This is a genomic window from Winkia sp. C0117E2 (genome assembly GCF_056590455.1).
The window spans coordinates 379,693-400,289 of sequence record NZ_JBWPWD010000001.1 but is presented as its reverse complement, the minus strand read 5'-3'; the positions used below and the strand labels follow the sequence as shown (position 1 = coordinate 400,289).

At 55.1% G+C, this 20,597-nt stretch carries 18 protein-coding genes, 1 tRNA gene and 1 pseudogene; 17 read left to right on the top strand and 3 right to left on the bottom strand.

Translation table 11 applies throughout. The features are described from left to right. Positions 1 to 3: 3 nt before the first annotated feature. Positions 4 to 948: a hypothetical protein gene (locus AC1EKG_RS01830; protein WP_048706482.1), complete on the top strand. Its 945-nt coding sequence runs from the start codon at positions 4 to 6 to the stop codon at positions 946 to 948. On the opposite strand, the gene AC1EKG_RS01825 is transcribed toward AC1EKG_RS01830, so the two are convergent. Then, positions 945 to 1,601, bottom strand: coding sequence for a CDP-alcohol phosphatidyltransferase family protein (locus AC1EKG_RS01825; RefSeq protein WP_004804681.1), 657 nt, complete (start codon positions 1,599 to 1,601; stop codon positions 945 to 947). The genes AC1EKG_RS01830 and AC1EKG_RS01825 overlap by 4 nt on opposite strands. A gap of 214 nt (positions 1,602 to 1,815) precedes the next feature. Between AC1EKG_RS01825 and ffh the strand changes: the two genes are divergently transcribed. The 8 genes from ffh to rplS all read left to right on the top strand — a co-directional run bounded on the left by ffh (position 1,816) and on the right by rplS (position 8,477). Beyond that, on the top strand, positions 1,816 to 3,393 hold the full coding sequence (gene ffh / locus AC1EKG_RS01820; RefSeq protein WP_004804683.1) for a signal recognition particle protein: 1,578 nt from the start codon (positions 1,816 to 1,818) through the stop codon (positions 3,391 to 3,393). Next, the gene (locus AC1EKG_RS01815; RefSeq protein ID WP_004804685.1) at positions 3,393 to 4,475 is read left to right on the top strand and encodes an amidohydrolase family protein; all 1,083 of its coding nucleotides are present in this window, start codon (positions 3,393 to 3,395) and stop codon (positions 4,473 to 4,475) included. Before ffh ends, AC1EKG_RS01815 begins: the two co-directional genes overlap by 1 nt. A gap of 184 nt (positions 4,476 to 4,659) precedes the next feature. After that, entirely contained in the window at positions 4,660 to 5,160 is a 501-nt protein-coding gene (rpsP, locus tag AC1EKG_RS01810; RefSeq protein WP_004804688.1) for a 30S ribosomal protein S16, read from the top strand. Further along, entirely contained in the window at positions 5,160 to 5,399 is a 240-nt protein-coding gene (locus AC1EKG_RS01805; protein ID WP_004804689.1) for an RNA-binding protein, read from the top strand. Before rpsP ends, AC1EKG_RS01805 begins: the two co-directional genes overlap by 1 nt. 70 nt (positions 5,400 to 5,469) lie before the next feature. Further along, the gene (locus AC1EKG_RS01800; protein ID WP_004804691.1) at positions 5,470 to 6,162 is read left to right on the top strand and encodes an HAD hydrolase-like protein; all 693 of its coding nucleotides are present in this window, start codon (positions 5,470 to 5,472) and stop codon (positions 6,160 to 6,162) included. After that, entirely contained in the window at positions 6,162 to 6,659 is a 498-nt protein-coding gene (gene rimM / locus AC1EKG_RS01795) for a ribosome maturation factor RimM (RefSeq protein WP_004804694.1), read from the top strand. Before AC1EKG_RS01800 ends, rimM begins: the two co-directional genes overlap by 1 nt. Before the next feature lies 1 nt (position 6,660). Further along, entirely contained in the window at positions 6,661 to 7,977 is a 1,317-nt protein-coding gene (gene trmD, locus AC1EKG_RS01790; RefSeq protein WP_004804697.1) for a tRNA (guanosine(37)-N1)-methyltransferase TrmD, read from the top strand. Positions 7,978 to 8,123: 146 nt separating this feature from the next. Continuing rightward, positions 8,124 to 8,477: a 50S ribosomal protein L19 gene (gene rplS, locus AC1EKG_RS01785; protein ID WP_004804699.1), complete on the top strand. Its 354-nt coding sequence runs from the start codon at positions 8,124 to 8,126 to the stop codon at positions 8,475 to 8,477. A 56-nt stretch (positions 8,478 to 8,533) separates the two neighbouring features. Here rplS and AC1EKG_RS01780 read toward each other — a convergent pair whose 3' ends face one another. Continuing rightward, the gene (locus AC1EKG_RS01780; RefSeq protein ID WP_004804701.1) at positions 8,534 to 11,134 is read right to left on the bottom strand and encodes a choice-of-anchor M domain-containing protein; all 2,601 of its coding nucleotides are present in this window, start codon (positions 11,132 to 11,134) and stop codon (positions 8,534 to 8,536) included. Positions 11,135 to 11,632: 498 nt separating this feature from the next. On the opposite strand from AC1EKG_RS01780, the gene pflB reads away from it, so the two are divergent. The 8 genes and pseudogenes from pflB to AC1EKG_RS01740 form a co-directional block, all read left to right on the top strand. Next, positions 11,633 to 13,714, top strand: coding sequence for a formate C-acetyltransferase (gene pflB / locus AC1EKG_RS01775; RefSeq protein WP_004804703.1), 2,082 nt, complete (start codon positions 11,633 to 11,635; stop codon positions 13,712 to 13,714). A gap of 46 nt (positions 13,715 to 13,760) precedes the next feature. Beyond that, positions 13,761 to 14,012, top strand: coding sequence for an autonomous glycyl radical cofactor GrcA2 (gene grcA2 / locus AC1EKG_RS01770; protein WP_004804705.1), 252 nt, complete (start codon positions 13,761 to 13,763; stop codon positions 14,010 to 14,012). Positions 14,013 to 14,176: 164 nt separating this feature from the next. Next, positions 14,177 to 14,920: a pyruvate formate-lyase-activating protein gene (pflA, locus tag AC1EKG_RS01765; protein ID WP_004804708.1), complete on the top strand. Its 744-nt coding sequence runs from the start codon at positions 14,177 to 14,179 to the stop codon at positions 14,918 to 14,920. 150 nt (positions 14,921 to 15,070) lie between these two features. Then, positions 15,071 to 16,621, top strand: a complete 1,551-nt coding sequence (locus AC1EKG_RS01760; RefSeq protein WP_160309211.1) for a TIGR03773 family transporter-associated surface protein — start codon at positions 15,071 to 15,073, stop codon at positions 16,619 to 16,621. Continuing rightward, positions 16,609 to 18,051 (top strand): anchored repeat ABC transporter, substrate-binding protein, encoded by a 1,443-nt coding sequence (locus AC1EKG_RS01755; protein ID WP_004804712.1) that lies wholly within the window; start codon positions 16,609 to 16,611, stop codon positions 18,049 to 18,051. The genes AC1EKG_RS01760 and AC1EKG_RS01755 overlap by 13 nt, the downstream gene beginning before the upstream one ends. Further along, a complete protein-coding gene (locus AC1EKG_RS01750; protein WP_004804714.1) occupies positions 18,048 to 18,938 on the top strand; it encodes a choice-of-anchor M domain-containing protein in 891 nt (296 codons plus the stop codon). Before AC1EKG_RS01755 ends, AC1EKG_RS01750 begins: the two co-directional genes overlap by 4 nt. Then, positions 18,935 to 19,654 (top strand): anchored repeat-type ABC transporter ATP-binding subunit, encoded by a 720-nt coding sequence (locus tag AC1EKG_RS01745; RefSeq protein ID WP_004804717.1) that lies wholly within the window; start codon positions 18,935 to 18,937, stop codon positions 19,652 to 19,654. The genes AC1EKG_RS01750 and AC1EKG_RS01745 overlap by 4 nt, the downstream gene beginning before the upstream one ends. Beyond that, positions 19,651 to 20,457: pseudogene (locus AC1EKG_RS01740) on the top strand (anchored repeat-type ABC transporter permease subunit); the annotation flags it as partial. The gene AC1EKG_RS01745 and the pseudogene AC1EKG_RS01740, both read left to right, overlap by 4 nt. A 66-nt stretch (positions 20,458 to 20,523) precedes the next feature. Here AC1EKG_RS01740 and AC1EKG_RS01735 read toward each other — a convergent pair. Then, positions 20,524 to 20,597, bottom strand: a tRNA-Ile gene (locus AC1EKG_RS01735).

Here is a 20,597-nt window from a genome sequence, read left to right as displayed (position 1 = left end):
ACGGTGAATTTTCTAATCGACATTTCTTTCGGCGAGGATTTGATCCTGTGGCCGCGGCAAGTACGCCTGGCGGCCGGTGTCGAAAGACTAGGGGATCTGCGCGACAAGCACGTACGCGAGATGACTCATGTGCCGGACCCACGAGAGCTAGAAGAGCGTGAACTAATCATGGAGACGTTGCGCGATTCTGTGCGAAAGAGGGAGCGGCTGTGGCTGCTCACTATGACGGATGCTCAAATAGGGGCATGGAAGACGTGGGTGGATGCGTCTTTACTCCACGAATTAGGACCGAAACAGAGCGCGCGTGAGCACGAGGTAACGCCCATCGGGATTGCCCCTAGACTACTGATCGATTTTCTGTTGGAACGGCGTACCAAGGCAGACAAGCTTTTCCTGACGGGGGCGTTACACGGGCTGGATTCGCTCCTGATATCTGCAAGGGCAGCAAAACAATTGCAGCAACTTGGCATTCAGCTGCAGCCGCGGTCCGTCCTAGTTCGCCTGTTCACCAACGCGAAGTTCCTGGCTTACCTGGTGGTGCTTGCATATTCAGCACTTAGAGTTCTGCCCGTAATGTTTGTGCGCGAATTTGAGGGATCTTTGGTTATGCTGTGGGCAATAGACCTGCTTACCGCTATCCCGTACACGTGGGGGTTACTAACCATGGTCACAGCGCCTCGTTTCGCAAAACGAATGCTTGGCATGGTGGTTACTATCGCGACGTTTATGGCTCCCTACGTGTACTTCGGTTTGCACGGCAGGGGCTATCCGCCCCACGTCATAGGCATCATCGCCATGTTGATCATGGGTACCTTCGCGTTGGAAGGATTCAAAGCGTGGATGGATCGGAAGGCCTATAAGTCACTGGCAAAGGTGGCTGCGCCGCGCCGGTCCAGAAGGTCGCGTTGGAAGCGTCCCAAGGGGCGGCGCAAGCACCTATTGCACTAGCGATTCGACGGACCAAGAATGGTGCGTGCTGCGCTGATGGCCAGAATCCAAAGTCCCGAGATGAGCCATGCAGCACTTAGCCACAGCGGACGCGATGGGGCGATTACAGTCATGTAGGCAGTGGTAGCTACCCAGATGACAGCCGCGGTGGCATTTAGTGCCCGTAGTCGTTTCACTCGGAAGGGGTGTACCCACTTCCACGGCACTACTGCGAGGATGGTAAAGACTACGATTACCAGCCAGTTGAACAGGGCGGGCGTCTGGAATAGCCACAGGATAATTGCGACTATGTTCCACGCAGCCGGGAAACCGACGAAGTACCAGTCAGAGGATTTCATCTTGGTGTTGCAGTAGCAGAACATGGATGATCCCAGCGCCAGGGCAGCGGCAACGACCGGAAGCGGCTTGGGGCCCAGCGGCAAATACAAGGTCATGAATATTGCTGGCACAAAAGTCCAGGTCAGGTAGTCAACCACGTTGTCCATCATTACCCCAGAGAACCACGGTACTACCTTGGTTACCTCTGCCTTCCTGGACATGGGGCCATCAGCGGCGTCAACTATTAGAGATATTCCTAGCCACATCCACATCAGTTTTATCTGACCGTGGTAGAGCGCCGAAATTGCCAGTAGAGCCCACAGTAGGCCCGTCATGGTGAAAAAGTGGATACCCCATACACAGAGGTACCTTCTTAGCGACCAGCTTTTTGTTTCAGTAGTTGCGGTCAAAGTCGTTAGCTTTCTCTATTGATACTGATGGCATAAGCATAAAACCAAATGTTAGTGACAATGACAACCCAGGCCCAGCTGTGAGCAATCTGTGTGAAAAGGTAGGCTATACACCAGATCGATCGCACTGGAGGACTACGTGTTCAATTCGCTTTCTGACAGACTGACAAACGCTTTTCAGTCCCTTAGAGGTAAAGGGGTACTCTCTGAGGCCGATGTAGATAAAACTACATCCGAGATCAGGCGTGCACTTTTAGAGGCAGACGTTGCGCTACCCGTAGTTCGTGAATTTATATCTAATGTCCGCGAGAAGGCATACGGGGTCTCGAAGTCTAGGTCATTGAACCCCGGCCAGCAGGTCATCAAGATCGTCAATGAAGAACTAATCCAGATTCTGGGTGGCGAGGCACGAGACCTACATGAGGCTGATAGAGGGCCGACCGTCTACATGCTTGCTGGTCTGCAGGGCGCCGGTAAGACAACGCTTGCCGGAAAGCTGGGCAAGTGGCTTACCGAGCAGGGAAAACGTGTCCTCCTGGTTGCTTGTGACCTACAACGTCCTAACGCTGTGAACCAGCTTCAGGTGGTTGGCAAACGGGCAGGCGTAGAAGTGTGGGCTCCTAACCCTGGAAATGGGGTCGGTGACCCGGTCGAAACTGCTCGCTCCGGGGTGAACCATGCAATCTTGAACGGTTACGACATGGTTATTGTCGATACCGCTGGCCGACTTGGCGTCGACGAAGAGATGATGAGTCAGGCGCGCGCCATCAAGTATGCGGTGGAGCCGCACGAAACTCTATTCGTCCTCGACGCGATGATCGGTCAGGATGCGGTTACGACCGCCGAGGCTTTCCGCGATGGGGTCGGATTCACTGGCGTTGTCCTCACGAAACTAGATGGTGACGCACGCGGTGGTGCAGCACTTTCAGTTCGTGGCGTTACCGGAGAACCAATCCTCTTTGCTTCCACCGGGGAAGGCCTTACTGATTTCGAACGCTTCCACCCCGACCGGATGGCCTCGCGCATTTTGGACATGGGCGACGTACTTACCCTCATCGAAACAGCCGAGAAGGCTTTCGATGAGCGAGAAGCGGAAGACATGGCGAAGAAACTCGCAAAGGGTAACTTCACTTTCAACGATTTCCTGGCGCAAATGCAACAGATGCGCAAGCTTGGCTCCCTGAAGAAAATCATGGGCATGATGCCGGGTATTGGCCAGTACCGCGAGGCGCTAGAGAACTTTGACGAAAAGGAAATCAATCGCATCGAAGCGATAGTTCGGTCGATGACTCCGGCTGAGCGTGAGGATGCCTCGATTATTCGTGCCTCAAGGCGAAAGCGCATTGCCGCCGGTTCTGGCGTGACCGTGGCCGAAGTCAATGGGCTTTTGAAGCGTTTTGAAGCAGCCCGCAAGATGATGCAGCAGGCAACCCGTTCCGGCCAGATTCCAGGAATGCCCGGTATGCCGGGAATGCCTGGTGTTGGGGGAGGGCGAGCCGCCCGTCGCAAGGCAGGCAAATCTAAGAAAAAGAAGCGCAAGTCCGGTTCCCCGGCACGAACCAACAGCGTAAAGAAGAGCGGCAATCCCGCCAAGGTGCAAAAGCAATCCAAGGGATCGGCATTTGGCGCCCCCACTTCTGCCCCCGCTCCTCAACCAAAGATGCCATCGGTAGACGAACTGCCTTACGATCTGAAGCGCTTGCTCGGAGGCATGTAGTGTTCCTCCCCGGCAAAGTAGGGCAGGTAGTGCAGGGCGAACTCAAGTTCGTCCCCTGCGGCCTGCATGTCGAGGACGGGCGGATTCGCCTGCCCGAATCCGGTCAGGACGGACATCGGTGGATCTTGCCTGGCTTGGTAGATGTGCACTGCCATCTTGGGATGCGCGGAGTGGAGCCAGTTAGCCGGGCAGAGCTAGAAGAACAGGGGAAGGCAGATCGCGATAGCGGCGTTTTAGCAGTCCGGGATTGTGGCACTGTCACGAACAATGCGTGGGTGAAGTCTGTCGCTTACCTGCCGCGCCTAATCCGGTGTGGGCGCCACGTGGCCCGCTTTAAGCGGTACATAAAAGGTCTGCCAATAGATGTTGACAACCAGGCCGACTTGCCGCAGGTGCTGTCGCATCAGGCTCAGCGGGCAGACGGTTGGGTGAAGCTCGTCGCCGATTGGATAGACCGTTCCATGGGGAGAGAGGCGGTTCTTCGCCCTCTGTGGGAGAAGGCCGTTCTTCGGGAGGCAATCGCCGCCGCTCACGAGGCCGGTGCCAAAGTGACTGCGCATTCTTTCAGCCACGAGGCTATCGATCCGCTGCTGGAAGCTGGCGTCGACTGTATTGAACACGGTACTGGCATGGATGAAGTGCAGATGCAGGAGGCGGCACGCAGGTCGATAGCGGTCACTCCCACTCTGTGTCAGGTGGGAATGTTTCCCACTTTCGCAGCGCCGGGCAGACAGAAATACCCGCTCTACTACGAGCAAATGATCCGGATGTGGGAGCGGCGCTACGAGCAGGTAGCACAGATGGTCGATGCTGGCATCCACATCATGGTAGGTACCGACACTGCGCCAAAGCCGCTACACGGGGGAATTGGCCAAGAGATTGCGGAATTGGAAAAGGTAGGACTGCCCGGTAGCGAAATCGTAGCGGCAGCCTCTTGGCGCACCAGGAATTTCTTAGAATTGGACAATCTTACCGAGGGCGCCAGTGCAGACTTTTTGTGCTACCACGAAAACCCGCTGGAAAATCCTCGGATCCTAGCCAAACCAGATGAGGTGTATCTGCGCGGGCGCAGATATAAGTGATATTAGTCGCCTGGTGGGGCAGGCAGGTTTAAAAAGCCGGCTATATGTGACACAATAGTTCGCTGTACCCGTCGCATTTGCCGCCCTCTCTGTAAGTGCGACGTGTCCGGACCTGCTAGACCAGACCCGAATCCCACCGGCGAGGCATGCAGTCCACCCGATTATATTTAGGAGAACCACACAAGTGGCAGTTCGTATTCGACTCAAGCGAGTTGGCAAGATTCACCGTCCCGTCTACCGCGTCGTTGTTGTAGACCAGCACAAGAAGCGTGATGGTCAGGTCATCGAGCGCGTAGGCCAGTACGATCCGAACCCGGATCCTTCGGTAATCAAGCTTCAGTCCGAGCGCATTCAGTACTGGCTGGGTGTTGGCGCACAGCCGTCCGACACCGTAAAGCGTCTGCTGGTTCTGTCCGGTGACTGGGCCAAGTTCAAGGGTGCCAAGAACACCGAATCGCGCATCAAGGTTGCCGACGCCGACGCTGCTTCTAAGCAGGCTGAGGAAGCCGTGAAGGCTGCTGAAGCTGACGCCGAAAAGCGTAAGGCTGCTGCTGCCGAGGCTAAGGCAAAGGCAGAAGCAGAGGCTAAGGCTGCTGAAGAGGCCAAGGCCGCCGAGGAAGCTGCTGCTTCCGAGGAAAAGGCTGAAGAGGCCGCTGAAGCTGAAGCGCCGGCCGAGGAGGCCTAATGCTAGCGGACGCCCTCGAGCATTTGATTGCCGGAATCGTTGACAACCCGGACGACGTCCGTGTCAGTGAACGCTCTATGCGCCGCGGCAAGCTTCTTGAAGTACGCGTAAACCCAGACGATTTGGGACGCGTTATCGGCCGTTCTGGGCGTACCGCACGTGCACTTAGAGCCGTCATGTCGGCATTGTCGAAACGCGGCCCTGTCCGCGTGGACGTGATCGACACCGACCGCGACTAAGACAAAGCGAACAACTGGGCTCCCCACAGCTAGGTGGGGGGCCCAGTTTTATGCCGTTAGACTAGTAGCTATGGACACCTTTGACGAGACAGTACTAGAAAATATTTGCGCCCCGGAGTTTCCTATAGGGGCGGTGCTGTGGGATCTGGACGGAACGCTCACTGATTCCGCTCCGGTCATTTTGCCTGCTATGGCCGCAACTCTTTCAGAGAAGCTGAATATTCAAGAAAACGAAGCTGATCTGCGGAGGTTTATCGGCCCGCCTCTGCGTCACACGTTCAAACACTTCTCGCCGCAGGCAGACGAGGCACAGCTCGCAGAACTAATCGATACCTATCGCGAGAAGTACCTGGCAAAGGCGGACCAAACCCAGCTTTTCGAAGGAATCGCCCAACTGGTTGACACCATCCATAGGGCTGGAATAAAGCAGGCTATTGCTACTTCTAAACCTGAAAAACAGGCGATCAAGGTAGCGCAGCTTTGCAACCTGGATTACGCAATGGAGGCGATCTGCGGCGCAGACGAGGCAGAGTCCCATTCAGATAAGGCGAAGATTGTAGGCAGAGCGCTAGCTAAGGTAGATGTTCCCGTCCAGAACGCGATCATGGTTGGCGACCGGCATTACGACATAGACGGTGCCGCAAAGAACGGGCTGTGCACGATTTTGGTCAGTTGGGGCTCCAACGCCGAAGAGTGGGAGAAGTCTAAGGCGTGGGCAAGCGCGAAGACGGCAGCCGAAGTACAAGAAATTTTGGAGCTTTAGTGAACGACAACCTGATGAGGGTAGGGGTTATTGGCCCCGCCAAGGGGCTCAAAGGTGGAGCAATAGTAGACGTTCGCACCGATTCAGCATCGGCACGGTTCGCCCCGGGAACCGTGCTGCAGATAGATGGCAATGACTACACCGTGCGCAGCTTCTATCGGTCAGGCAAACGATGGGTTGTGACATTTGAAGAGATTACGACCCGTGAAGAAATAGAAGCAATGCGCGGGAAAGTCGTCTCTTTTGATGTTTCCGAGGAGGAGCTGGACGAGGGCGAGTTCTACGCAAGTGAGCTGGAAGGACTGCCTATCTACGATCCGCAGGGAAACAAACTCGGCTCAATTAGCGGCCTGGAGTTTGGGATTGGGCAGGATCGGCTCAAAGTCACGACCGAGACCGGCACTTTCCTGGTGCCTTTTGTGAAGGCAATAGTTCAGGTTGACCTGCAAGCAGAACGCGTTGTTGTAGATGCCCCCGCGGGTCTTCTGGGGGACTAGCATGCAAATTGACGTAGTCTCTATTTTTCCTCAGTACTTTTCGGTGCTGGACATATCTTTGCTAGGCAAAGCTGAAGCCGCCGGGCTGCTGGACGTGCGAGTCCATGACCTTCGTGATTGGGCGAGCGACAAGCATCGCACCGTAGACGACACTCCCTACGGGGGAGGCGCGGGTATGGTCATGCGCCCGGACGTCTGGGGTAAGGCACTTGATCAGATAATAGGTGACGAAGACGTGGTACTTGCGTTGCCTACGCCCTCGGGGGAAAACTTTACCCAGCGCAAAGCCGAGGAGCTTACCCGGGCTAAGCGGATAGTGTTCGCACCCGGAAGGTACGAGGGTATTGATGCGCGGTTAGCCCAGCACTACCGTTCCAAGAAGAACGTCACCGTAATGGAATTCTCCATCGGCGACTATGTACTAAACGGCGGTGAGGTTGCTTCATTAGTTGTTATTGAAGCCGTCGGCAGATTGTTGGATGGCGTAGTAGGAAATCCCCTCTCGTTAGTTGAAGAATCCCATTCCACTGCGGGCCTGCTGGAATACCCCGCTTTTACGAAGCCTTCGCAGTGGCGAGGGCTCAGTGTTCCGTCTGTGTTATTGGGTGGCAATCATGCGGCCATCGCGAGGTGGCGACGAGACCTGGCATTGCAGCGGACCTGTGAACGTAGGCCAGACATGATCGCGCGGCTTGACGAGGACGAATTGGACAGTTCGGACCGCGAGGTTATTGCCGGCTGCGGCCTGTTGGCGCCGCCGTTCCACGGGCGGATCTCTTTTAGCCTTGCGCGAGCAGAGCAAGTGAGCCAACTACATCGCTTGGCTGCGCGCACATTCCCTGATGCCTGCCCGACATACTTGACGGAAGACGCCATAGCTGATTTTGTTGCGCAAAACTTGAACGAGGCGGAATTGGCTAAAGCGATTGACCGTCAAGAGATTCTAGTTGCGCAGGTTGGTGAGCAGCTCGTCGGTTACGCATGGATCACACCACCTGCTGCAGATGGAGCGGTTCCTACATCCACTCTTGAAAAAGCGATGCCGCAGGGGGGTGCCTATCTCTCGAAACTGTATGTAGATTCGCAGTGGCGGGGCAGTGGTATTGCTGGGGCTTTGCTAGAGGCGGCCATTGCACAACTACTTCCCCCTGCCACGCCTGCAATCGGCCTCGGTACGAACCAGGGCAACAAACGAGCACAAAAGTTCTACCGCAGGCACGGTTTCCGCAAGAAGGGCACCCGCATGTTCAAGGTAGGCGGCCAGCCCAACCGAGACGTGTGCATGGTGCGAGAACTCACAGGTGACGACCAGTACTAACTGTGCGACAATGGATCGGTCTGTGACGTGGGCGAATCCTGCCACAGGGGGACGCCAATGCGCTCGCAGACGCCATGAAGTCGCCGGGGTGTTCCCGGCCTATGGCTAGCGGTGACCTGTGGCACCGATAGCTTGAAGGAAAACTGATGCAGAAGTTTGATCAGCTAGACGCCGCTTCGATGCGCGACGACATCCCCCAGTTCCGTGCAGGCGATACCGTCAAGGTAAACGTTCTGGTTACTGAAGGAAACCGTTCGCGTGTGCAGGTCTTCCAGGGCCTCGTAATCGCTCGTCGCGGCGGCAAGGGCCTAGGCGCCACTTTCACCGTTCGCAAGATTTCGTTCGGTGTAGGCGTCGAGCGTACCTTCCCGCTACACGCACCTACCATCGAATCGATCGAGGTTGTGACCCGCGGCGATGTCCGTAGGGCCAAGCTTTACTACATCCGCGATCGTCACGGCAAGGCTGCGAAGATCAAAGAAAAGCGCGAAAACGCATAGCGTTAGTAGTAAAAAAGTGTGGGGCAAGAGCCCCACACTTTTTTGTTTGCGCTCAGCTATCTGCGTTTTCTAATAGAGGTGAAGGCTAACGCTGCTCCAGCCCCCAGCAACACGGCACCGAGGATAGTAAGCCACTGCTCAGCCATACCGTTGGATCCGGTTTTTGCTAGTGGGCTGGCATAGGGCTTAGAAGTCACTCGAGCCGGCCCGGAGGGCGCCGGTGCCTCTTTACTGCTTTCGCCATCGGCGGGTTGGTTACTGTCAGAATTTGCGGGGGCATTCCCATCGCCGGAGGCCGCGTCTTCGCCGGGGGAAGATCCCTCTATAGGCTTGGCGGGTGACTGCACTGCAGTGTCATTGCCGGAAGTCTCAGGGGCTGTAGAAGGAGTGCCGCTGCCCGCAGTCCCAGGGACTGTAGTAGCCGCTGGAGTATAGCCAGGTTTATTGGGCCCTGCCGGCTGGCTGGGGTGCTGTTTACCGGTCGCGGCACCTACCTGGAAGGATATTGGATACCACGGGGAGTACTTCCCAGTAGCCACGTCTTTAGCCCGAACCTGAATCTGATAACGACCCTGTTTTGTGAACGCCCAGTTGGTATGCAGGTGCGTCCTGTTGGTCGTGTGTAGGGTGCTTACTCGGTCGGAGGCGGCAATTATATCGGCCAATTTCCCCAAATTTTGAGTGAACGCCCACCACTTGGCTCCCTTGGGACCGCTGTGCGGTTTTATCTCAATGTCCACTCCCTTGGGGAAGTGGGAATAATCGAGTTCTTGCGTAGAGAAGCCAGGCCACACCAGACCGGATTTCTGATCTTGAGGAAGAACAAACAATTCGGTGCCGTGCGGGCCCAAGAAATTGAAGCTGGCATCAGCAAATACATGCTTCGACCGTTTTGCCCTAGCCTGAGGGCGAACGGCCAGACTCACCTTGGCGAGGTCGTGCACCATGGGCTTTTTTGAAAATGAGCCAGAGTCGTCCCCCAAAACCATTGCTAGTCCGTTGCCGGCCTGTACTGCCCGTACATCGACATGGCCGTCTGAAATTACGGCTTTTTTGGTGCTCTTTGGCGGAGTAACTTCCTTTGTGGGGGGAGCGGGGGTCGGCTTTGCTGGTTTGTTGCCACTTGGTGCGGGTTCTTTTCCACTTGGCAATTGTTCCTCGACCTCTGCAGGGGCGCCCGTGGGGGCATCTACAGAAAGCGGATGTGCACTGATCGGATCGCCGCTTCGTCCTACGTAGGGGGTAGAGCTAAAAGTCACTATCCCAGTTTTGGGTAGTGGATAACCAAGCCTGATTGTCTTGGCGCCTACGTTGGTACGAGAATTGGGTAGCAGCCGCAGTTTCAGCGTGTACTTGCTGCCGGTACACCCTTCCTGGGGCACCACCATCTGCCGGCGAGCCGGAGAAGAGATGAAATCGATCTCGCAGGATGGGTATTTCCCATTGGGAGTGTCATAGAAGCCGCCCACTACTCGAAAGCTCAGATTCTTGTCTTCAGGTATGGCGGAGATCCGGGCATATTCTTCGTCCAGGCTCGTAGCGCTCAGCTTCACTTTGGCGCTGGTTACCGGGCGGTCATCGTTGGCGAAGGCGGGAGCGGGCGAAGTAGTTTGCTTTTGCGGAAAACTACCGGGGTTAGTGGTCGAAACCTGCGGAGCAGCACTTTGGTAGCGAACAGGAGCGGAAATCCACTTTTTGCCTCCTTGGGTAGGAATAAATACCACCTGGAAGTTAGACGGGGCAGAACCGACCATCTCCGTCCAGGCCGCTTTTCCGTTTTGAACTGGCACTTCCGCAAGGTGGTAGCCGTCGATGTAGAACAGGGCGGTACCGCTCGCGTTATCATTGCCCGCATCGAAGAGCAGATCGCTTAGGTGCTCATCGCCGTCTTTGTCGCGCCCCTCATGCGGTTTCAGGGTGAAAGAGGGAGATTGGTCGCCCTCGGAAGGAGCTGCATCATATGCAGCCCTGGGGTCGCTAATCCCTCCTTTTGTAGGCTTTGTGCCACCGACTTGCCAGACCAGCCTTTGCGGGGCAGAAGCGATGAATCGTCCCTTCTGGTCCCGTGCCGAGGCCCGGTAGGTGAGTGTGTAAGTGCCCGGCTTCGTAAATGTCGTGAGGTTGTGGGTATGGCTGCCCGGATTTATCCATGCTGACCGCATGCCAGGAATGTGTGATGCCAACAGCCAATCATCAGACTTGAACAAGTTCATCTCGCCGGGGCCGTCAAAGCCGACCAAATCTAGATTGAAGGATCGATCCTTGAACTTATCGGCAGGGATATCAATGTCTGCACCAAAACCGGCCCAAATAGGGGAGTTACTAAAACCAGGCAGAATGGGGGCCTGGTATAGCAGTGTGCCGGGCTTTCCAAGACCGGGAATGGTGTTGTCCTTTGGGATCTTGTAGATGTATTGCTGTTCGCCGGTGGGTTTGTAGCCCTTTCCTACCCAGTTCACTGTGCTTTGGAGGGGGTGGAGGGCGCCGTCGACCTCTGCGTTTAGAGTGAAGTTATTGCGCTCCCAAAAAACTTTTGGGGAATCGACGTGTGCCTGTGTGGCAACAAGCAGATCGTCACTGGGACCGGCTTGTGCACTGGTCCAGGGGATACACAGAGCGCTGAATGCGGCAATCGCTGAAATAAACTTTGTGCGCATAGGAGCCGTTTCTAATAATGCGAATGGTTGTCATTAGCGATTGTCTGTTATGGGGGCGGCTTCGTCAACTACTACTTCTTTAGGCTGCCTCCAGCTGGTGAGCCGCCTTAGCGGTTATAAGTGGCACGAAATAGCGCTAAACGCTTAATTATTACTTTTCTCACGTACAGTCTTTTGGGAAAAACTAGGCTGTTTTTTAGTGAGCAGGCGAACTAAAAACCTTAAAAAAGGTAAACGCACCTTAAAAAATATAGGTACGTTTTTTTAGAGCGCGCCAAACTGTGCTCGTCAGTAAGAACGTCCCAGCAGGTCAGCTGGCTAATTTTGGCCTAATGTGGGGCCGATTCGCCCCCTCTACAACGAACTTCAGACGAAAGTCCTAGATTTGCGCAAGTGGTGTTCCGCACATACGGACGCCCCCCTTGAAGGTGGCTGATTATCACGTAAACTCAGAATTGACCACTGAAACTGAGCGTCAAATCAAATAAGGAGTTGGACGTGTCAAACTCAGAAGAAACCTTTGAAGGTTGGGAAGGGTTCAAAGAAGGATCCTGGACCGACCAGATTGATGTCAGGGACTTTATTCAGAAGAACTACACTCCGTACGAAGGTGACGAATCCTTCCTGGAGGGGCCTACTGAGAAGACCCTGCGTGTTTGGGACACTCTAGACAAGAACTACCTCGCTGTAGAGCGTAAGCAGCGCGTGTACGACGTTGACACCGACATCCCGGCTGATGTTGACGCTTTCGACGCTGGTTACATTAGCGAGGACGACGACGTAATAGTCGGCCTGCAGACCGACGTTCCGACCAAGCGCGCCATGATGCCCTTCGGTGGCTGGCGCATGGTCGAGACCGCTATCAAGGAAGCGGGCAAGGAAGTAAATCCCGAAGTAAAGAAGATCTTTACTCACTACCGCAAGACTCACAATGACGCGGTGTTCGATATTTACACCCCGCGTATTCGTGCAGCTCGTTCCTCGCACATTATTACCGGTCTTCCGGATGCCTACGGCCGCGGCCGCATCATCGGTGACTACCGTCGCGTCGCCCTCTACGGCGTTGACAAGCTGATCGAAGAGAAGCAGAAGGACAAGGATCGGTACGCAAGCGAGCCCTTCTCTGAGCACTGGTGCCGCTACCGCGAAGAGCACGCGGAACAGATCAAGGCTCTGAAGAAGCTGAAGAACATGGCTTCCAAGTACGGCTTCGACATTTCCAAGCCGGCAACTACTGCTAAGGAAGCTGTTCAGTGGACCTACTTCGGCTACCTAGGCTCCGTGAAGTCCCAGGATGGCGCCGCAATGTCCATTGGTCGTCTGTCCGCATTCTTTGACTGCTACTTCGAGCGTGACTTCGCTCGCGGCGTGCTGGACGAAAAGGGCGCACAGGAAATCATCGACGCATTGGTGATCAAGCTGCGTATCGTCCGCTTCCTGCGCACTGAAGCATACGACCAGATCTTCTCTGGCGATCCGTACTGGGCAACCTGGTCGGATGCAGGCTTCGGCGAAGATGGTCGCCCGCTAGTGACCAAGACTTCCTTCCGTCTGCTGCAGACCCTGATCAACCTTGGGCCGGCACCGGAACCGAACATCACCATTTTCTGGAACGAGAAGCTGCCTGAAGGCTACAAGCGCTTCTGCGCCAAGGTCTCCATCGAGACTTCTTCGATTCAGTACGAAGCTGATGAGCAGATCCGCGAGCAGTGGGGCGACGACGCAGCAATCGCATGCTGTGTTTCCCCGATGCGCGTTGGCAAGCAGATGCAGTTCTTTGGCGCTCGTGTGAACGCTGCTAAGTCTCTTCTGTACGCCATCAACGGTGGTCGCGACGAGGTCTCCGGCAAGCAGATCATGGAAGGCTATGAGCCCATCAAGGGCGACGGCCCGCTGGACTTCGATGAGGTTTGGGAAAAGTACGAAAAGATGCTGGACTGGGTAGTCGGCACCTACGTAGAAGCCCTGAACATCATCCACTACTGCCACGACCGTTACGCATACGAGTCCATGGAAATGGCACTGCTCGACTCCGAGCTAGTTCGTACCATGGGTTGCGGCATCGCTGGTCTGTCCATCGTTGCTGACTCTCTGTCGGCAATCAAGTACGCGAAGGTCACCCCCGTTCGCGACGAGACCGGCCTGGTAGTCGATTACAAGACCGAGGGCGACTTCCCGCTCTACGGCAACGACGATGACCGTGCCGACGACATTGCAGCGACCGTGGTCCACACCATCATGTCCAAGATCAAGGCCATCCCGATGTACCGTGATGCAATCCCGACTCAGTCGGTTCTGACCATCACTTCGAACGTCGTCTACGGCAAGGCCACTGGCGCCTTCCCGTCGGGCCACAAGGCAGGTACCCCGTTCGCACCGGGCGCAAACCCGGAGAACGGCATGGATACCCACGGCATGTTGGCCTCGATGCTTTCTGTCGGAAAGCTCGACTACAAGGATGCCCTGGATGGTATCTCGCTCACCAACACCATTGTTCCCTCTTCGCTGGGACGCACTGAAGATGAGCAGATCACCAACCTGGTCGGTATCATGGATGCTGGCTTCATCAAAAAAGGCTAGTCAACCCTAAAACGTCCTATAAACAACACAGAGAAGGAGAATAGGAATGGCAGTAAAGACTTTCGAAGACCGCATGGAGTCGATGAAGGCCGCTCGTAAGGACAATGGTGGCGTCAAGGGCCTGTACCACGCCAACATCAACGTCCTGAACAAGGAGACCCTTGAGGATGCCATGGAGCACCCCGAGAAGTACCCGCAGTTGACCGTTCGCGTATCCGGCTACGCCGTCAACTTCGTGCGCCTGACCCGTGAGCAGCAGCTCGACGTGATCTCGCGTACCTTCCACGCAACTCGGTAAATTTGGTTTTACCGCTTACAGTTCGGGGCGATACAAGCTGGGAGAGTGAAGGCTCTACCGGCGAGTATCGCCCCGAACCACTAGAGATTGAGGTTCCCAGGCTTCAGGGAGCCGGACTTGCGGGTGTCACCGATGCGCCGCAGATGAACCGCCAGGAACATCTGATGGCGGTACGAGCCGGAGATATTGGATCGGTGCACTCGTGGGAGCTGGTGACTGCGGTTGACGGTCCTGGTACGCGCCTGACCGTTTTCCTCGCAGGATGCCCGCTCCGGTGTGTGTACTGTCATAACCCTGACACGTTGAAGATGCGTGATGGTACGGCAGTGCGTGAGTCGGATCTAGTGGAAAAGATTGCTCGTTATAAGGCAGTGTTTGATGCTACTGGTGGGGGAGTCACCTTCTCGGGTGGCGAGCCGATGATGCAACCCGTGTTCCTGAAGCGTCTGCTGAAGGATTGCAAGGATCGCGGTATTCATACGAATATCGATACCAGTGGTTTCCTCGGAGCTAATTTCTCGGATGAGGATCTGAATCTGCTTGACCTAGTCATGATGGACGTAAAGAGTGGCAATCCAGAAATCTATAAGAAGGTTACTGGTCGCCCGCTTGAGCCCACACTGAAGTTTGGGCAAAGGCTTGCGGACAATGGCAATAGGGTCTGGATCCGTTTCGTGGATGTACCCGGGTGGACGGATGATAAAGACAACGTGGAGCGCGTTGCCGACATTGTGGCCCAGTGGCCAAATGTTGAGCGCCTGGAAGTCTTGCCGTTCCACCAGATGGCTCGCGATAAGTGGGCTGATCTGAATATGGAGTACAAGCTCGAGGACGTGGAGCCGCCTTCGAAGGAGCAGGCTGAAGAGGTGCGCGATATTTTCCGCTCTCGTGGCCTGACAGTGTACTAAGCTGTAAAAATGTAGTTGGGCGTCGGCTATTGCCGGCGCCCAACTAATTTAAAACCGCCTTAGGGCGGTCTTTTTGTTGACATGGGGGCGCCCTATACCTACCCTATTAAAACGATAACCATTCCCAATAGAGTAGTTAGAAAGGCAATCGTGGCAATCAAGAAGTTGCTTACGGCCTTAGCCGTAGCCGCCCTCGGCGCGAGCTTAGCGCCAGCAGCAGTAGCTGCGCCTAAACCCATTCCGGCAGAGAATGCCAACATTTTTACCCTTACCGATTCCACTGGTTCACTTAGTCTTACCGCTTCTGTGGCGGGGCAGAATCAAGAGCCTGGGCAAGCTTATGATCCGCAAGCGATACTGCTGAGTGTTACGGGGAAAAGCGCCAAAGAGAATATCCGGATCCCTGAAGGAATTGGTGAGAGCAGTTATTTTCTTTCCCAGCCAGAAGATGGCGGTCCTTTCGGATGGGATAGCTCCGCCCTCGCCAATAAGGGCTATGGGGCCGCCAGGGTGCGTTTCAAGAAAATAGAAGGGCCTGGAAAAGTTTTTGCCTATCACTGGCAGGAGGGGCAATCGATAGGCGCATTGTCTGGCGGAGAGACGCTGCTTAGTTCGGGCAGCACTATGGAGCATGCCGAACCAGAGCGTAAAGCTATCAGCTGGTTGTTTGAAAAAGCGGGCACTTACAAGATGACTGTTGCTGCCGAGGCTGAAAAGGAGGGGCAGACGGTGCGCTCGGCGGAGCGAACCTACACCTGGCAGATTGGCCAGAAACATCCGAACACATCCACAAGGACTTACAGTGCCCCAGAAAAGGAAACGGTAGCTGCGGCTCCGAAGGCAGATAGCCCACGAACAAATAAGGGCGAGGCGAAGCGGGTAGAGCAAACACAGAATCAGCCTACAAGTGGGGAAAATGCCGCTGGCGAAGCCCCAACGCCGACTGCTGCTCGTCAGGAAACTGGAGAATGCAAACTGATAGACAGCGATGAAGAAGGGCTGCAAGCAGTCCTAAAAGACGACCGAACTGCGCCGTCGAAATGGATAGACCCTGCAAGCATCACGTTTCCCGTCGGAGAAGCTGCGAAGCAAAACCTGTCCTCCGCCCTCGGGCCGGTACAGGCGGGACATGTCTGGCTAATAGGTGCCACCCAGACGAAGAATGTTCCGTGGCTGGGCGCTAACACGATGCACGAAACGCTGGTGGAAAAAACTGATGGTCCAGTCAAGTGGAAACTCACGGGCTTCCGAGGACCGGGCACCATGTTTGTGTTCACCAACGGGAACCTAGGAGAAGCTGTAGGACAAAAGTGGTTCCTAGGAAAAGATAACAGCGCCTCCGGCGAGGTCGACATTCCCCACAATACCCACGTGCACCCAAACTGGGCCTTCACTAAACCCGGAAACTATGAGGCTGAAATTACTCAGACCGCAAAAGGCAAGGACGGTAAATCCCTCAGCGCGAAAACCACCCTGCACTTCACAGTTGGAAAAGGCGCAATGGACGGACACTTCGACCTTGGCGCAAAAATAGGCAAAGGTGGAAAAGTCTGGCGTACCCCGGATGGCAAGGAATGCAAACCCGCAGCAGGGTTGGCAGGCACTGGAACATCCTCATTTACGGGATCGCTCAGCGTACTGGCAACCGGGCTAGCTGTGTTCGGGATCGGTGTACTAGTTAGGCGCAAATGCGCAAACTAATTGCAGTGGTTTTGCTCTGCTGTTGCGCCTGTAGCCCCGCAGCACAGAGTAAAAAACCACAAGTAGTTGCCACCACCCCCGTGTTAGCTGATATTGCGCAAAACGTTGCGGGCACGCGGGCCCAAGTGAAGGGTCTGGTAAAGCCAGGCGCGGATCCGCACTCATATGAACCGACTTTGGCAGACGTGCGCGCCATAGCCAATTCCAAGCTGGCGCTCACCAACCATCTGCTCCTGGAAGAACAATCCCTGTATCGTGCAGTCCGAAACAACTCGCGCGGACCAGTGATAAAAGTCGGTGAAGAGACTCCCAAATATGGGACGCGAATGCTCCCGCTCGTTGAAGACATCACCCTGGACACGGTGTGGCTAGGGATGCGAGTAGACGGGACTACAGCACGCATGCAAATGACCGCAAAACGCGGCCCCGGAGACGTGAGTGCCTACCTAACCACATCATTCGGCAGCCCGCAGGTCTACCTAAACTCTGCCGACGGCATCGATCAACGCGACGGCGTGGACCTTCCCGCAGGAGCGCACACGCACATGAGCTGGGCATTCACCAAGCCGGGGATCTACCAGATCGACTTTGCCGCAAAGAACGCACGCAACTCAATTACCTTCGCAGTTGGAGTGGACCCCGCCAGAAGCGAACTGACGAAAAATATGGAGGCCCTAACCCAAGGGCACGAAGACATCACCCTAAAGGACGGAAAGATCCTAATCACAGGCGACGCAAAAGACGGCCGGAACAAAGCGAGCTTTGACCCAACGAAGACTGTAATCGTAGTGCCGCCTGCCGCCCTCGAACAGATTCCTCCCGACCCACGTTTTCGGTTCCTAGGTCGCCCCGGACACGAGACCTACATGCTGGCGCAAGCAGTGATTGGCAAACATGTCCACGGGGAAGTGGATCCCCATATGTGGCAGGACGTGCAGGCAGGTATCGCGTATGCGAAGGTCATACGCGACCATTTGAAAGAGGTCGATCCGGCTGGCAGCGCCACATATGACAGGAACACCCGGCAGTATGAGGCGAGACTGAAAAAACTAGATGAATATGTACGCGGACAAATTCGCGCCATTCCGAAGGCGCAGAGGCATCTAGTTACCACTCACGACGCATACGGGTATCTGGGTAAGGCGTATGGGATAAATGTCGCCGGTTTCGTATCGCCTAACCCCGCGGTGGAACCTTCCAGTAGAGATTTAGTAGCGCTAACTCGGACCTTGCAGAACCTGCATGTCAAAGCTGTCTTCTTAGAACCTAACCTTTCTGCTAGATCAAAAGATCTGACTGAAACAGCGAAGCGGCTGCACATAGCTATATGCCCCATACATGGGGATACCTTCACCGAAGAAATAAATACCTACGAAAAAATGATGGCCGCCAATGCAGACTCTCTGCGGCGGTGCCTGGAGAAGAAATGAAAAGAACAATCCTGATCTTGATGAGCGCCTTGATACTGGGTATCTTGCCGCTAGCTCCCGCATACGCTGATGAAAATCTAGATCAAGTTGTCGAGCAAAACGAACAGATTGCGCCTGCCGGAACGAAGAAAATTTTTTCGGAGGGGCACGCCGACTTAGGCATCGTTGTTTCTGGTGAACGGGCGGAAATCCTGATTCGCGACGATTCGGCAGATAAGCCAGTATGGCGTCATCCCGAGGACGTCACGTTCAATCTACAGAAAAGTGCCATCCAGGTACTTCCAGAGGGAACTGACTACAACTTCACAGGGGCCGCGGCAGGCGAGAGGGTATGGGTAATACCGCAACAACAAATTGCGCACGTGCCGTGGCTAGGTTGGAATACGCAACACCCGGGGCTGGCGAATATGGGATTGCGTGGCGTGACAATCGAGTACGCGGGACATATTGGGCCGGGCGAAGCCACTGTTTTTGAACAAGATGGAGGCTTTGCAAAGCCTAGGGTGCTATGGACTTCAAAGAAAAAACACGCCCAGCCGGTGTTTACGGAGATAGGAACCCATGCTCACGCCAATTGGGTGTTCACAAAGCCGGGAGTCCATCTTATTGCTATCAGGATGCGGATGGAGGGACGAAAGCAGAAGAGCCTGCAAACGTATTTGCGTTTTGCCGTGCAGACTGACCCGCATTCCAGCGTCGATGTGTCTTGGCAAGGCAAGATGGCGGAGGAAGCTACACGGCCTGAAAAAGCAGATGCAGCGAGGCCTGAAAGAAGAAATGGGTATTTGTTTTTTGGAATAGGAGCTGGTGTCTTCGTAGCAGCTGGCGTGGCTTATTTGATGACTGTGCGTTCTAAGAGGGCGCGAGAGGAAGCCGAAGCGCAATGAGTGGGATTGCAGTAAAGGAACTAGGTGTGCACCTTGGGGGACGCCAGATCCTGCAGGACATTAGCTTTGCGGCTCGACCAGGTGAACTTGTGGGGTTGGTTGGTCCAAATGGTGCCGGAAAAACCACATTGTTGAGGGCGATACAAGGACTGGTTCCTTCTAAGGGAACAGTCGACTTGGACCCGGCACAGATCGGGTATGTGCCGCAGCGGAGAGAATTTGCATGGGATTTCCCTATTGACGTTACTGGGGTAGTGCTTTCTGGACTTACTCGACAGATAGGGTGGGGACGCAGGGCTAAGTCGCAGCATTTCCGCGCCGCCCTCGAAGCACTTGAAAGAGTCGAATTACGGGCTCTTTCACGACGTAGTGTAGGGGAGTTGTCGGGAGGTCAGCGCCAGCGCGTGCTGGTAGCACGGGCACTTGCCGGGTGTCCTTCGGTCCTGCTGCTGGACGAGCCATTCACGGGCTTGGATTTGCCCTCTGCAGAATTGTTATTGGGGCTTTTCCGAAGGCTAGCTGATAGTGGGACCACAATCTTGATGTCCACTCATGATCTAGCGGGGGCAGTGCAAAAGTGCGACAAATTGTTGCTACTGAAGGGGCGGATCGTGGCATACGATTCGCCACAGGGGATGCGTGATAGGCAACTTTGGAAAGAGGCGTTCGAAGTTACTGACGATTCGCCTCTCTATAGGCTGGTGGGATGTAAATGATTTCTCTTCTTGACTTTTTCGCGGATCTTTCTAACCCGGTGCTCTCCTTTTTGCCTAGAGCACTGTTGATTGCGATGCTTTCTGCATTGGTATGCGCCGTAGTAGGAACTCACGTAGTTTTGCGCGGAATGGCATTTATTGGGGACGCGGTTGCTCACGCGGTTTTTCCAGGCATAGCGATTGCCTATGTTATGGGTTTTTCTTTAGTGGCCGGAGGGGCAGCTGCTGGGGGAGCAATAGCGTTGCTTGTAGCCGTGCTTGCCCAAAACCGAAAAATACGTGAAGAGACGTTGATTGGGATACTGTTTGCTGCAGCATTTGCCTTGGGGTTGGTGATTATTTCTAGGGCGCAGGGGTATACCGCTTCGTTGACCAGTTTCCTTTTCGGCTCTATTACCGGTGTGTCAGAGGGCGATATCTTACTTGTTGCCGCCTTGGGATCTGTGATTGTGGCTACAGTTCTTATTCTGAATAAAGAGCTGGTTGCGGTTTCTTTGGACCGAGAGATGGCGCGGGCTCTGGGGCTACCGGTGTTCTGGCTAGATCTTGTGCTCTACATAGCTGTAACAGGCGCGGTAGTTATCTCGGTGCGCACCATTGGGAACATCTTAGTGCTTGCCCTTTTGGTCACGCCGGCTGCAACCGCGCGACTACTGACGGACCGTCTAGCAACAATGATGGTGCTGTCAGCTGTTTTCGGCTGCATTGGCTCCTTCTTCGGAATTTACCTGTCATGGGCATTAGACGTTCCGACGGGGGCGACCATTGTTCTTACTGTTACAGCAATTTTTGCAGTTGCGTGGGGTGGGGCAGAAGCGAAGAAGTCGCGAGCCGTCGCGGGATGCCGTAGGCGCAGCGTTAAAAAGAAGTCCCCCCGGCAGGGCTCGAACCTGCGACAAACGGATTATGAGTCCGCTGCTCTAACCGACTGAGCTACAGGGGG

Bases quoted from the DNA above. Each gene is read 5' to 3' on its own strand.
- AC1EKG_RS01825 (WP_004804681.1), bottom strand. From the start codon at position 1,601: ATGACGGGCCTACTGTGGGCTCTACTGGCAATTTCGGCGCTCTACCAC.
- AC1EKG_RS01805 (WP_004804689.1), top strand. From the start codon at position 5,160: ATGCTAGCGGACGCCCTCGAGCATTTGATTGCCGGAATCGTTGACAAC.
- AC1EKG_RS01800 (WP_004804691.1), top strand. From the start codon at position 5,470: ATGGACACCTTTGACGAGACAGTACTAGAAAATATTTGCGCCCCGGAG.
- trmD (WP_004804697.1), top strand. From the start codon at position 6,661: ATGCAAATTGACGTAGTCTCTATTTTTCCTCAGTACTTTTCGGTGCTG.
- rplS (WP_004804699.1), top strand. From the start codon at position 8,124: ATGCAGAAGTTTGATCAGCTAGACGCCGCTTCGATGCGCGACGACATC.
- AC1EKG_RS01780 (WP_004804701.1), bottom strand. From the start codon at position 11,134: ATGCGCACAAAGTTTATTTCAGCGATTGCCGCATTCAGCGCTCTGTGT.
- grcA2 (WP_004804705.1), top strand. From the start codon at position 13,761: ATGGCAGTAAAGACTTTCGAAGACCGCATGGAGTCGATGAAGGCCGCT.
- pflA (WP_004804708.1), top strand. From the start codon at position 14,177: ATGGCGGTACGAGCCGGAGATATTGGATCGGTGCACTCGTGGGAGCTG.
- AC1EKG_RS01755 (WP_004804712.1), top strand. From the start codon at position 16,609: ATGCGCAAACTAATTGCAGTGGTTTTGCTCTGCTGTTGCGCCTGTAGC.
- AC1EKG_RS01750 (WP_004804714.1), top strand. From the start codon at position 18,048: ATGAAAAGAACAATCCTGATCTTGATGAGCGCCTTGATACTGGGTATC.
- AC1EKG_RS01745 (WP_004804717.1), top strand. From the start codon at position 18,935: ATGAGTGGGATTGCAGTAAAGGAACTAGGTGTGCACCTTGGGGGACGC.